This window comes from Liquorilactobacillus ghanensis DSM 18630 (assembly GCF_001435235.1).
In the GTDB taxonomy this organism is placed as follows: Bacteria; Bacillota; Bacilli; order Lactobacillales; family Lactobacillaceae; genus Liquorilactobacillus; species Liquorilactobacillus ghanensis.
In genome coordinates this window covers 117,963-131,520 of record NZ_AZGB01000016.1, presented here as the reverse complement: position 1 = coordinate 131,520, position 13,558 = coordinate 117,963, and the positions used below count along the sequence as shown (strand labels likewise).

At 38.2% G+C, this 13,558-nt stretch carries 14 protein-coding genes; 7 read left to right on the top strand and 7 right to left on the bottom strand.

The features are described 5' to 3' along the window. Positions 1–26: 26 nt before the first annotated feature. Together FC89_RS06140 and FC89_RS06135 are read right to left on the bottom strand one after the other, a co-directional pair. Positions 27–1,616, bottom strand: a complete 1,590-nt coding sequence (locus FC89_RS06140) for an APC family permease (protein ID WP_057871673.1) — start codon at positions 1,614–1,616, stop codon at positions 27–29. A 128-nt stretch (positions 1,617–1,744) separates the two neighbouring features. Beyond that, a complete protein-coding gene (locus FC89_RS06135; RefSeq protein ID WP_057871672.1) occupies positions 1,745–2,665 on the bottom strand; it encodes a DMT family transporter in 921 nt (306 codons plus the stop codon). A gap of 285 nt (positions 2,666–2,950) precedes the next feature. Between FC89_RS06135 and FC89_RS06130 the strand changes: the two genes are divergently transcribed. The 7 genes from FC89_RS06130 to FC89_RS06100 all read left to right on the top strand — a co-directional run bounded on the left by FC89_RS06130 (position 2,951) and on the right by FC89_RS06100 (position 7,351). Beyond that, entirely contained in the window at positions 2,951–3,772 is an 822-nt protein-coding gene (locus FC89_RS06130) for a helix-turn-helix transcriptional regulator (RefSeq protein ID WP_057871671.1), read from the top strand. Positions 3,773–3,931: 159 nt separating this feature from the next. Further along, entirely contained in the window at positions 3,932–4,276 is a 345-nt protein-coding gene (locus tag FC89_RS06125; RefSeq protein ID WP_235804388.1) for an SRPBCC family protein, read from the top strand. A 236-nt stretch (positions 4,277–4,512) separates the two neighbouring features. Further along, complete coding sequence (locus FC89_RS06120) at positions 4,513–4,920, top strand: MarR family winged helix-turn-helix transcriptional regulator (protein WP_057871670.1); 408 nt, start codon at positions 4,513–4,515, stop codon at positions 4,918–4,920. A 39-nt stretch (positions 4,921–4,959) separates the two neighbouring features. Then, positions 4,960–5,973 carry an NADP-dependent oxidoreductase gene (locus FC89_RS06115; RefSeq protein WP_057871669.1) on the top strand — a complete coding sequence of 338 codons (1,014 nt, stop codon included), beginning with the start codon at positions 4,960–4,962 and terminating at the stop codon, positions 5,971–5,973. Between the two features lie 77 nt (positions 5,974–6,050). Then, positions 6,051–6,689, top strand: a complete 639-nt coding sequence (locus FC89_RS06110; RefSeq protein ID WP_057871668.1) for a nitroreductase family protein — start codon at positions 6,051–6,053, stop codon at positions 6,687–6,689. 12 nt (positions 6,690–6,701) lie between these two features. Beyond that, positions 6,702–6,989: a putative quinol monooxygenase gene (locus FC89_RS06105; protein WP_057871667.1), complete on the top strand. Its 288-nt coding sequence runs from the start codon at positions 6,702–6,704 to the stop codon at positions 6,987–6,989. A gap of 2 nt (positions 6,990–6,991) precedes the next feature. Continuing rightward, on the top strand, positions 6,992–7,351 hold the full coding sequence (locus tag FC89_RS06100; RefSeq protein ID WP_057871666.1) for a DUF1304 domain-containing protein: 360 nt from the start codon (positions 6,992–6,994) through the stop codon (positions 7,349–7,351). A gap of 402 nt (positions 7,352–7,753) precedes the next feature. On the opposite strand, the gene ubiE is transcribed toward FC89_RS06100, so the two are convergent. The 5 genes from ubiE to FC89_RS06075 all read right to left on the bottom strand — a co-directional run bounded on the left by ubiE (position 7,754) and on the right by FC89_RS06075 (position 13,553). Further along, on the bottom strand, positions 7,754–8,470 hold the full coding sequence (gene ubiE, locus FC89_RS06095) for a bifunctional demethylmenaquinone methyltransferase/2-methoxy-6-polyprenyl-1,4-benzoquinol methylase UbiE (protein ID WP_057871665.1): 717 nt from the start codon (positions 8,468–8,470) through the stop codon (positions 7,754–7,756). Between the two features lie 203 nt (positions 8,471–8,673). Beyond that, positions 8,674–10,158 carry an IMP dehydrogenase gene (gene guaB / locus FC89_RS06090; protein ID WP_057871934.1) on the bottom strand — a complete coding sequence of 495 codons (1,485 nt, stop codon included), beginning with the start codon at positions 10,156–10,158 and terminating at the stop codon, positions 8,674–8,676. A gap of 155 nt (positions 10,159–10,313) precedes the next feature. Continuing rightward, positions 10,314–11,522: a dihydrolipoamide acetyltransferase family protein gene (locus FC89_RS06085; protein WP_057871664.1), complete on the bottom strand. Its 1,209-nt coding sequence runs from the start codon at positions 11,520–11,522 to the stop codon at positions 10,314–10,316. A gap of 13 nt (positions 11,523–11,535) precedes the next feature. Next, a complete protein-coding gene (locus tag FC89_RS06080) occupies positions 11,536–12,567 on the bottom strand; it encodes an alpha-ketoacid dehydrogenase subunit beta (protein WP_057871663.1) in 1,032 nt (343 codons plus the stop codon). 17 nt (positions 12,568–12,584) lie between these two features. After that, positions 12,585–13,553 (bottom strand): thiamine pyrophosphate-dependent dehydrogenase E1 component subunit alpha, encoded by a 969-nt coding sequence (locus tag FC89_RS06075; protein WP_057871662.1) that lies wholly within the window; start codon positions 13,551–13,553, stop codon positions 12,585–12,587. Between the last annotated feature and the right edge of the window lie 5 nt (positions 13,554–13,558).

The window sequence follows — 13,558 nt, the reverse complement described above, 5'->3', positions numbered from 1 at the left end:
AGCCTCATTAAAAACTGGGGTATTTTTTAATAATTATTTTTCTGATTCAGTTCCTGAGCTGTTTTGGTTTCCAAACCAAAATATCCATCATGAATTCCCAAATAATAACACCCAAGACTGCCTAAGATTACCAAGCCAAAGTCACCGGGATACGGCAGCCAGCCATTGCCGCCAAATTGATGACTGCCGATCAACGACATGATCGTTAACCATAAAAGTTCCAACACCAGCCAACGAGCTCCTTTTAAACTCGCCAATAAGCGCGTAATCCCCATTGGACGCCGAATTTCATAAATAACATAAAAAATCAAGCCGAGGCCAATCACTCCAAAAACTTCAATAGTTGTTGGCCATTTTGCCCAGTAGATAGCTAAACATCCCAGTAAATAAGCCAGCGGTGCTAGTAAGCGAGCTGCTTGCAAGCGAAATGGCCGCTGCCAATCAGGAGCCAATTTACGAAAAGTCATTAACGTAACCGGACCTGTTATATAAGCAATCAAGGTTGATGTCGAAATTACATTGGATAAAGCACTCCAATTGCGAAAACAAGCAGCCATCAAAATTCCTAAAAATAAATTGACAATCATTGAAGTGCGCGGAGTCCGATATTTTTGACTTAATCGTCCTAAAAAGGTTGGCAAATGTCGCGTTGTTGTCATTGCCGCTAATGCTCGTGAAGTTGTCGCTACAAAAGACACACCGGTCCCAAATGGTGACACAAAAGCTTCGATGTATAAAATATCGGCTAACCAACTCAGATTTAACAGTAATGCAATATCTGCAAATGGTGACTGAAAATTAATTCCGTGCCACCCAGCAGCCGCTAACTTGACTGTTGGTACTGAACCGATAAAAGCTACCTGCAGCAATGTATAAATTACAATACTGATTCCAAATGAAATTACAATTCCCCAAAAAATATTTTTCTCAGGATGTTCAATCTCATCACCCATATTAATAGTGGTTTGAAAGGCATTGTACGAAAAAATAATTCCAGCAGCCGTTGTCGCTGTAAAAATTGTTGAACTGCCATAAGGCATAAATCCGGCAGCCGAATGAAAATTGCCGGTATTAAATCCCGACAGCATTAAAATACCAATGGTCAAAATGGGAACTGCCATTTTAAAAATTGCAATTAAACTGGTAAAACTAGTTAATAATTTTACTGACCAAAAATTCAGCAAAGTAAAAGCTGCCATAAATAAAAAGACAATTACCAATCCCCGATCAGTAATATTGCCATTAGTAATAAAACTGCGGGTCCAATTTGCCCATGACCATGGCCAAGAACTCATATACTGAACAGCAGCTACCGCTTCGATCGGAATAATCGTTAATAGCGAGATCCAATTTGCCCAACCGGCAACAAATCCCAGTAATGGTCCATGAGAAAAGGAAGCATATTGGCTCATCCCGCCAGTTGTTGGAAACATTGTCCCCAATTCAATATAATTTAGTGCAATTATTCCAATAATCACACCTCCCAGAATCCAGGAAATGATTGCCGCCGGACCGGCTATTTGAGCAGCCATGCCTGAGCCAAACAACCAGCCTGAACCGATAATTGAACTCAGAGTCAACATTACAATTGAAAACAAACTTATTTTTCGCGGCATGAAATTTTCCTCCAAACAGTAATAACTAAATTATAGCATTTTACTTTCATTAAAAAAGTCTCATCTAAAAAAGCAGCTGATCGGGTGCTTTTTTAACTAAAGCTCCATTATCTGCTGCTAATTTTTAGCTAATTTAACGTTTTTTCTGTTTGCCGACGACCGCGCTGTAAATAATAAATAGCCAGCAATACCAAAATAATTCCCAAGACTTCGACCCAATTCATCTTCAAACTTAAAAATAACACACTCAAAATTGAGGTAACGATCGGTTGAACTGCATCCATAATACTGACAACATCTGCCGGGGCAAAGTGTAAACTATATAACAGCAAGCTAAAGGGCAGAATCGTTCCCAACAAGATGACCGTTCCAATAGAAACAACAACTGCCGGAGTAATAGTCGGCACTTGCTGCCAAAAAGGGTGATACAAGTTGAAAAATATTCCTGCTAAAAATGTTCCCCACCCCAGCACGACAATCGGTGAAGCAGTTTGCAGTATTGGTTTTGGTAAAACTATGTAACAAGCAGCCGTAATTCCTGAACCAATGCCCCATAATAAGGAATCCAGCGGTATTGCTAATTGCGAAAAATTGCCTTGAGTAATAACCAAAAAGACGCCTGCCAATGATAGCATGAAGGAAATTAAATCACTCGTAAAAGGTTTTTTCCCTTTGAATACTAGACTGCCTAAAACGATAAATAGTGGGCTTAAATACTGTAAGATCGTAGCTGCGGCTGCATTGCCAGTTTGTACTGAGATAAAAAAAGTTATCAAATTAGCCATTAAACCCAAAACTGCATAAGCCAGCAGCCAGCCGATCAAATGCCATGATTTAAAAATATCAAAAATCCGCCAGCGATATTTAATAAAACTGATTAGGAGTAAAATGCTGCCGGCACCAAGTGTCCTAACCGACAAGAACCAACTAATCGGTAGCGTTTCATTTTGCGAAATAAATTGCAAGACCGTTCCGGAGATCCCCCACATCCCCGAAGCTGCTGCTGCCCAAAAAATTCCTTTTACAATTTCATTTGTCTTCGTCTGCATTCAAAAGATCCTTTCATACTATTAAAAATAATAAGCTGTACTTTTAATAGCATACCGAAATTCGGCTAAAAATAAGCTTAAGTTAAAAGAATCTCACAAAAAGCTAACTAAAAACTATGCTTAATTGACAATTTTCAGTATCATAATCGATTCAATTTTGCCCCTCCAAGCCTCCTATCAGCCTATGAAAAATTTTGCCTAACTAAGCAGCTTTTGTGCTTGAGATAATTGTGCTATACTTACTTGAATTAATTTGAACCCTGAACAAAGTGCGCGAGGTAAGCTATGCAACTAGGTAATTCATTAAGAAAAATAAGAAAAGAACAAGGGTTAACACAAAAAGAAATCTGTAGAGGTATTTGTGCGCAATCAATGCTTTCAGCCATTGAAAATAATCAGTATATCCCTAATGCAGAATTAATGATCAAGTTATGCAGCCGCTTGTCAATTTCTTTAAATGATTTTAGCCTTGCAGCTAATTTTAATATCAGTGCTCACAAACAATTTAATAACGAAGTTGAAATGTTATGCAATAATCATGAATATCCCAAACTAAAAAATTTCTTATTAGCTTCTTCAACCATCAAACAAGTCGAAACAGCAGACCAAATTCAAGCATATTATTACTACTTGGGCGTCTCGCAATTTCACACAGATAAGAATTTAGACGAATCCCAAAAGAATTTACTCATGTCTATTAACAGTGCTGAAACCAAAAACAGTTTATCGACCCTATCTCGCCTAGGCTTAATTTCTTTGGCTGTGTTGAAAGCAAAATATGGTCAGCAACACAGTGCACATACGTTAACAGTGCGTGCCATGAAAAATATTGCTGTTGCTCCCTATGAAGAAAATCTCAATGTTGTTTTTTATTTAGCAGCTTTTACGATGTACATATTAGCTGATGAGCATGCTGCCCTTTCACAAATAAATAGTGCAATTGACTATATTACTAAACATGATTCACATTATATGTTAGCTAATTGCTATCACTTAATTGCCCAAATTGCCAAGGATCAAGGTGCAAATGAGCGCGAGTTAGAAGCAATTCAGCGTCAAAAGTTTCTAACCGAGCTCTTTCACGAAAAGATTGATGATAATTTTTAAAATATCAGTATTCTGATTTTCCAACTAACTTTATATTTAGTAAATTAAGACTATTCAATCAAGGAGGTCTTTTTTTATGAATACAAAATTATTTACAAATGTTGTAATGGTCAACTCAAGTGCTGATATGGTTAAAAAGTCTTAGCCAATCCTCAGCAAATGCTGCAATGGGTTCCCGAGGTATCCACTGTAGCTAAAGGTGATGCTGGTTTCACTATTAAACGAAACAAAACTGCACTAAATCAGTCCGAATTTATCCAAGTTGAATCCAACAATAACCAAATCATTTATACAAGTACCCAAGGCAGACTTGAGTATCAACTGATATTTTCATTAAGTGAAGAAAATAAAAGTACTGTTATTCAAGAAGAATTGTATATTCCTGATACTGCTGGTAAGCACTTACCTGTTCAGCTACTAGCTCCGATTGCTAAACATGCCTTTCACACCAACTTAGTTAATTTAGCATCACTGGTTGAAATGCTGACAGCAACGGAAGCGTAAAGAATATAGTGTTGGTTATTTAACGCCCTTTGAAATGAAGATAAAATCGATCCAAGTTCCTGATTAGTTTAATTAGTAACGTGTAAGGTACAATTATTTAAAATTGTGCCTTTTTTATTTGATAGCAATTTATAATTTTTTAGGTTTAATTGGAGCAAATCACTTTTCAAAGTGTCGGAAATAAGTTATATTTGATTAGTCAACTATTGACGAATCATGTATGAAAGGAGTTATAGATGAATTTAAGACAAATTAGCAAACTGTTTTATCAACTTAAACTTGCCAATCAAGAAATGACCACTAAATTTGAAAAAGAAACCGGATTTAGTATCACTCGGTATGAATTAATGATGTTTCTAAAAGAAAATGGCCAGTGTTCGCAAACAATTTTGCAAAATGAGTTAAAAATAGATAGTGCTGCGGTCACTAGACATTTAAAGATTCTAGAAGAAAAAAATTATGTTATACGGGAAAGAAACAAAAATAATAATCGCGAAGTTGTTGTTAGAATTACGGATAATGCAGCAAAAGAATTGGAACATTGCGAGCGAGAATTTAGTCATTCAAATAAAACTATCATATCGCCTTTGAACGAAGAAGAAGAAAATACTCTCCTAAGTTTATTAACAAAATTAGTGAAATAAATACAGTGTGATCAGATCGGCGGATAAAGGAGATGGCGGATGTTTGCGTATCAAATAAAGCAATACGGAAAGCAAGAACCACTTTTTTTGAATGAGATAGCAAAACCTGTATTATCTGAAAATAGCATAATGATCAAAGTTCATGCAGCAAGTTTGAATCCTGTTGATTATAGAATTCGCAATGGCGATGCAAAATATGTTTTGCGTTATTCAATGCCATTGACACTAGGACATGACTTTTCAGGTGTCATTGAAGCTGTTGGTTCAAAAATCACACAATTTAGGGTTGGCGACTCTGTTTATGGACGAACACCGGTTACAGGATCTTTCCAAGAATACGTTGTCGTTGGTGAAAATGATATAGCAAAAACACCGAAAAACCTTACTCTTGTCGAATCAGCTTCAGTTCCGCTTGCGGGATTAACTGCCTACCAAGGATTGTTTGATTGGCTTCAACTAAAGGAAAAACAATCTATTTTAATTCTTGGCGGTTCAGGTGGTGTTGGGCACATTGCTATTCAACTCGCTCTTCTAGCTAATGCAAAGGTTTATACCACGGCAAGTAAAGAAGGAAAAGCGTTTTTGCAACAATTTGGGAATCTAGAATTTATTGACTATCATAAAGAAAAATTTTATGAAGTGCTACCTCAAGTAGATGCTGTTTTTGATATGAGAGGTGGAGATGAGCTGATACATTCATTTGATATTGTGAAAGCCGGTGGAAAAATTGCCTCTATCACTAGTATTCCTACTCCATCGTATGCCAAATCGGCGAATATGAATTGGTTTTATCAAATGATTTTGCGTGCACTCACTGTAAAAATGCATCAATTATCAAGAAAAAAGAATATCGTTTTTCATTCTTTTTTAACACAGTCTAATCGACAAGAACTTCAAAAAATTACCGAGCTTATTGAATCGAAAAAATTGAATACTTCTATTCAAAAAATATATCCTGGTTCAGAGATTAATACTGCCATGAAAGAAATAAGTAGTGGACATATCAAAGGTAAAATTGTAGTAGATTTTACGAATAAAGCCAAAGAAGCGTAAAGCAAAAGCCCGCAAAATAGCTGTAATATTATGAAGCAGTTTCTAAGAATATATAATGAAATGAGAGAGAAAATAATATGTCAAAAAAACTAGTAAACAATGATTTCCCCGAAATTATATTTGGAAGAAAGTCTGTTCGTGTATATGATGAAACATTTAAAATATCTCATGAAGAAATGCTTGAAATGATTCAAGAAGCGACAACTGCACCATCTTCAGTCAATATGCAACCTTGGCGTTTTGTTGTTATTGAGAGCGATGAACAAAAAGCAAAACTAAAACCATTAATTCGTTTCAATACAAAGCAAAATGCTACTTCTTCAGCGATGATCTTGATTTTTGGTGACATGCAATGTTACGAATTAGGTGAAGAGATTTACAACCAAGCAGTTGCAGAAGGTAAAATGCCCGACGAAGTAAGAGACCAACAGTTAGCTGTGATTATTCCTTATTACAAAAATTTCACTAAAGAGCACATGAATGATGTTGTAAAAATTGATTCAAGTTTAGCTGCAATGCAGTTGATGTTAATTGCTCGGGCACATGGATATGAAACTAACCCAATTGGAGGATTTGAATCTGATCAGTTAGCAGAAGCAGTTGGATTAGATAAAGAGAGATATGTGCCAGTAATGATTTTATCTATAGGGAAAGAAAAAGAAGCTGGATATACTTCTGTTCGCTTACCTGCTGAAAAAGTCACTGAATTTAAATAATGGGGTAGAAAGATGAAAATTATCCAAGCGGATTTTTATATAAGAAATGATAAAAGAGAAGCGTTTTTAGCGGATATATTGCCTCTGGTTGCTGCTGCACGATTAGAGGAAGGCTGTTTGCGATATGATTTATACGAATCAGTTGAAAAGAAAAATCAATTTATAATGATTGAGAATTGGAAAAGCCAACAAGCAGTTGCTAAACACAATCAAAATCCACTATTAATAAACTTATTTGGAAAAATTCCCGAATATGCTGAAAAGAAAACAGAATTAATGATGACCGAAAAGGAGGAATAGCGATGTCTATAATTTCAACTATTTTAATTGTATTGGTTGCTTTGGAGTTCTTCTATATCATGTATCTAGAGACTTTTGCAACTACATCAGATGCAACAAGCAGAGTTTTTAATATGACAAAAGAAGAATTGAAACGAGGTTCTGTGCGCACCTTATTTAAAAACCAGGGAATATATAATGGCATAATTGGTGTAGGATTATTGTATAGCGTATTTTTAGCAACAGCTTCACTTGAAATTAGTCGATTATTATTAGTGTATATCATTTTGGTTGCTTTATATGGTAGTTTGACAAGTGATAAAAAGATTATTCTAACCCAAGGTGGTTTAGCTATTTTAGCACTTGTTTCAACCTTCTTTTAAAGATAAAAGCAAAAACCGCGATCAACTAAGGTTGTGGTTTTTGTTTGTCTTTCTTTAAGTGAACAGAATCATACTTTTCCTTATTTAAATAGCTTTGCTAAAAAAATATCAGCATTTTCATATTCTTTTATCTGAAATATAATTAGCGTGGAGCTAGTGGATAAACTAATGTCCGAAAATTTATTCAATGGAAATATTATGAACATTTAATCAGCTTAATATGCAAATTAACTTTAATTGCTTAGACCCATCAAAGAGATTTTTATAATTAGCTTGAGACTCCTAATATATAAACGCAAAATAAAACAGCTATGGCACCTCAAAGCGTCCTAGCTGTTTTATTTTGTATAAGCATAACTGTAATTATTTTCAATTCACTTTTCTTAAAATGCAACTTGTCAGTTACTTTAATTTTGTTCCTAAATGTAAGGCACCGGCACCAAATGTAAACGAATGATACTCGACTTTGCCTAACCCTGCTTGTTGAAACATTTTCGCCAGTTGCGGTGCAGCAGGAAAATGTTGGGCCGTTTTTTGCAAATAACGATAATCTTGTTGGCGGTTGCCATACATTTGTGCAACCCATGGGACAAAAGAAAAATACACTTGCCAACCCAGCTTTAATAGCCCCTTTTGCGGCTTTGAGGTCTCCAAACAAGCAATTTGACCACCCGGACGTGTTACTCGTGCCATTTCTTGCAATACCTGCTGAGCGTCACGCACATTACGCAAACCAAACCCAATTGTTACCAGATCAAATGAATTATCAGCGAATGGTAATTTCATTGCATCTCCCTGCAAAAATTTTATTTTTGACTGCAAAGTAGAATCAGCTAACTTGGCTTGCGCCAGTTCCAACATTTGCGGACTGAAATCTAATCCAGTAACCCTGCTTTGGTCATCAGTTGCGCGAGCCAAATCAAATGTCCAATGTCCGGTCCCGCAACATAGATCCAAGACTTGTGCCCGCACCGGCAAACGCAAATAATTCATCGTCTGTTGGCGCCATGAGTTTTGAATACCCAGTGTAATTACATTGTTCATCCGATCATAGTTTGGTGCCAACCGATCAAATAATTCTTTAACTTTAGTTGGCGGTGTTGGATTTGTTATTCCCATTGATTCATCCCCTGATTCTTAAACTGACTGCTTCATTGTTGATTTTAGTCTTTTTAGCTGTTGTAAGCTAGAACAATTATTTTAGTTGCATATGATTTGTTACATTTCATCCAAAATATTCACCATTGGAAAGAGTCAAAAAAGCAGAACTGATCATCAAATTATCTCAGTTCCGCTATTATTACTAATACGCTTAGTTTAATTTATTTACTGTAGTTAGGTGCTTCTTTAGTAATCTGAACATCATGTGGATGTGATTCGCGCAAACCAGCATTAGAAATGCGAATAAACTGTGCATCATCTTGCAGATTTTTCAGTGTTGCGGCGCCAACATAACCCATGCCGGAACGCAGACCGCCAACCATTTGATAGACAACATCACCCACGCGACCTTTATAAGCAACGCGGCCTTCAATTCCTTCAGGCACTAACTTGTTGGCTTCATTAACTCCGCTTTGGAAATAACGATCTGATGAGCCGTGTTTGCTGTCCATTGCTGCCAAACTACCCATGCCGCGATAAGTCTTGAAACGGCGTCCTTGATAAATTTCTGTCTCACCAGGAGCTTCATCTGCCCCAGCAAGCATGCTACCTAGCATAACTGCATTGCCACCGGCTGCTAAGGCTTTGACAATATCACCAGAATACTTAATGCCGCCATCGGCAATAATCGTTTTGCCATATTCACGTGCCACGCTAGCTGCATCATAAATAGCTGTCAGTTGTGGTACACCAACACCAGCAACAATTCGTGTTGTACAAATCGAACCAGGACCAATTCCGACCTTAACAATATCAACGCCCGCATCATATAAAGCTTTTGTAGCAGCTGCCGTAGCAACATTGCCGGCAATCAACGTCACTTTCGGGAAATGCTGGCGAATTTCTTTGATTTTCCGAATAACTCCTGCAGAATGTCCGTGAGCTGTATCAATCACAATTGCATCGACACCGGCATCAATTAAAGCTTGCGCTCGATCAAAAGTATCGCTGGTAACACCAACGGCTGCCGCTGCCAATAAGCGACCATGTTTGTCCTTAGCAGCATGCGGAAATTCAACCACTTTTTCAATGTCTTTGATAGTTATCAATCCCGTCAAACGGCCTTGATCATCAACCATCGGCAATTTTTCAATTCGATGCTTATGCAAAATGTTCTGCGCTGTTTCTAAAGATGTTCCCGTTGGAGCGGTAATCAAATGATCCTTCGTCATCACATTGCCAATTGGCTGTTGATGATCTTCAACAAAACGCAAGTCACGATTAGTAATAATGCCGACAAATTTACGATTTTCTAAAGTTTCAACAATTGGGACACCACTAATTCGGTATTTTCGCATTAATCCTTCAGCCTCAGCAACTGAATTTTCAGGTGTTAAGAAAAATGGATCAATGATAACGCCACTTTCTGAACGTTTGACTTTACGAACCTCATCAGCTTGCTGAGCAATCGTCATATTTTTGTGAATTACACCCAATCCACCTTGACGTGCCATGGCAATTGCCATCGCCGACTCAGTAACTGTATCCATCCTAGCACTAATAATCGGGATATTAAGTTTCAAATTATCTGCCAACTCGACTTTCAAATCAACATCATTTGGTAAGACATGACTTTCAGCAGGAATCAATAACACATCATCAAACGTGAATCCTTGTTTCGCAAATTTGGTATCCCAATTCGACATTACAAAAAACGCTCCTTTAATATTTTTATTTTCTAAAATACCCAAAATTTGGCTTAAAAGCAAGCATTCTCATCTATTTTTCACAAAAAAGCGATTAAATGCCCAAAATAGTCGAAAACTCCAACTACTTTTTGAGCTTTCCAACTATTCAGCAATTAAAATAATAAACGATATGGATCTTCTAAAGCAGCTATAATTTTGGCTAAAAATTCAGCAGCAGGTGCTCCGTCAATAACTTGATGATCAAAAGTTAAACTCAATGGCAATTTTTGCTGGTTGACTAGTTTTCCATCAAGTAAAGCTGGAACTTCCAGCAATGAACCAACACCTAAAATCCCCACTTCCGGTGGATTAAGTACCGGAGTAAAGTATTCGATTCCGTTATGTCCCAGGTTTGAAATTGTAAAAGTACCTCCCGTATAGGCCGTAGCAGCTAAAGTTCCTTGTTGTGCTTGTTCAACCATTCTGGCGATCTGCCGGCCTAATTCACCAGCTCCCATTAATTGGGCCTGCTTAATTACCGGTACAACCAGACCATTATCGACAGCTACTGCCAGGCCTAAATTAATGTCTTTCAGCTGTTCATATTTACCTGCTTGATAATGTGCATTCATTGCGGGGGTCGTCTGTAACGCAATAACAGCTGCTTTAGAAACTAAAGTAGTTAGACTTAAAGCTCCCGCGGTTACCGGCTGCTGTATATTTTGCTTGATCGTCTTTTTTAACTGCATTAACTTGCTGATATCAGCTTTGGCCTGCAATGTCACTTGAGCTGTTGTCTGCAAACTTGTCATCATTCGTTGAGCAATTATTTGCCGCATTCCGCTCAAACCAGCGCCAATATTTACAGTAGCCTGATTGGCAACAGCTGTTTGTGAAACCGGTTGGTAATTTTCAACATCCCTTCGTGTAATTCGACCGTTGCCGCCAGTACCTTTGAGCTGCTGATAGTCAATCTTCTTTTCAGCAGCAATTTTCTTAGCTAGCGGTGTAATAAAGATCCGCTCGGTTTTTTTCTCAGTTGCTGTTGCCGAAGTCGGTTTGACAGCCGGTTCAGTTGGTTGTGATGGTTGTGGTGATTCTGATGCCGCTGGCTTATCGGTTGATTTATCCGGCAATTGTTCACCTGCTTGTCCCAGATAAGCTATCGGCGCCTGGCATTTAGCATCTTCGCCTTCTGGAACAATTATTTCCAATAAAATGCCATCTGCCGGTGCCTCAACATCCGCCGTCAATTTTTCTGAATTGATCGTCGCTACGATCTCACCTTTTTTTACTTTATCACCTGGTTTTTTATGCCATTCAAAAACAGTCCCTTCGGTCATCGTCAAACCAAGCTTAGGCATAATAATTTCAGTCGCCATCGCTCTCACCTCCTTAATTTTTTAAATCAGCAATTAATTCTGCTGCCGTTTCCATGACCCGCTGCGAATTCGGTAAATACAACTGTTCCAAATTAGTCGCAAAAGGAACTGGTGTATTCGGTGCACAAACACATTTAACCGGTCCATCTAAATAATCAAATACTTGATCACTGACAACAGATGCAATATCAGTTGCCGTATTATTATGCGGATTGGCTTCATCAATAATAATCAGCCGGCCGGTTTTTTTAACTGAGTTCAAAACAGTTTCTTGATCCCACGGTGCTACCGTCAATAAATCAATTACTTCAGTTTCAATTCCGTCCTTAGCTAATTTTTCTGCCGTCTCAAGTCCAACATAGAGCATCTTGCCGATCGTAACAATCGTTAAATCTGTCCCTGAACGTTTGATTTTTGCTTTGCCGATCTCAACTTCGTAGGCTGCTTGGGGAACTTCATCTTTCAAGCCATAAAGGGTCTTGTCCTCGGAAAAAATTACTAAATTATCATCTTTAATTGCTGCCAGCAATAAGCCTTTGGCATCATAAGGTGTTGCCGGAACTACTACTTTAACTCCCGGAATTGAACCAAGGATTCCATAATAAGAACCTGAATGCTGGGCCGCAGCACTGGCACCGGCTCCATGACATGTTCGAACCGTTAATGGAATTTTAGCCTTCCCCCCAAACATATAGCGCATTTTAGAACCTTGAGCCAAAATTGTATCCAAACAAAAACCGATAAAATCATTAAACATTAATTCCGAAACCGGTCGTAATCCAGTGGCTGCGGCACCAACAGCTGCACCCATATAACCCATTTCCGAAATCGGCGTATCAATTACCCGTTCCCGACCATATTTGGGCATTAAACCTTTTGTCACACCAAAAACTCCACCCCAAGCATCTTCATTCTTATCAGCCAAATGCTTCACATCTGCTCCACCGGCAATATCTTCACCTAGTAAAATAACTCGTTCATCTTGCTCCATTGCTTGATCAAGTGCTTCATTGATTGCCTTCATAAAAGTTATTCTGCGTGCCATAATAATCTGCCCCTTTCTTAGTCGGCAAAAACATTATCATACAATGTTTCCGGTCGCGGTATTGGACTATTTTCAGCAAATTTAACTGCCGCGGCAATATCTGCTTTCGAAGTGGCTGCAATTTGATCAGCCTGCTCAACTGTCAGTAATTTATTTGCAATTGCATACTTACGAAAATCCTTAATGCAGTCCTGATCGGCATATTTTTTCTCCTTGCCATCAAGTGCTTTATACTTTTGCTCATCACCTTCAAAATGACCGTAGTTTCGATAAGTGCGACATTCGAGAATCATTGGTCCCTTACCTCGGCGAGCACGATCGATCGCTTTGCCGGCAGCCTTATAAACAGCCGTCAAATCCTTGCCATCGACTGTTTCACCTGGTATGCCATAAGCTGCTGCCCGCTCAGCAATTGTTTTTGAGCCTGATGCATACCACTGCGGAGTTGCTTCTGCAAAGCTATTGTTCTCATTGACAAAAATTACCGGTAACTTCCAAATGGCTGCCATATTAACACTCTCATGGAAAGTTCCTTCATTGGCAGCTCCATCTCCAAAGAAGCAGACAACTACATCAGCTGTTTTTAAATACTTATTGCGTAAGCCGGCCCCAACTGCGATCGGAAAGCCACCGCCAACCATCCCATTAGCCCCCAGCATGCCTTTATCGATGTCAGCAATATGCATTGAGCCGCCCTTTCCTTTACACAAACCCGTTTCTTTACCATAAATTTCAGCCATCATACCAGCTAAATCGCATCCTTTGGCAATACAGTGACCATGGCCGCGATGCGTACTGGTAATATAATCTTTGTCTGTTAAATGTGCACAGACTCCAACTGCTACAGATTCTTCGCCAGCATACAGATGAACAAAGCCGGGAATTGAACCAGTAGTAAATATTTGATGCACCTGATCTTCAAAATTACGGATATCATTCATCTTCTTGTAGATCCACGCTGTTTGTTTTACATCCAATTCTTTCATAATAA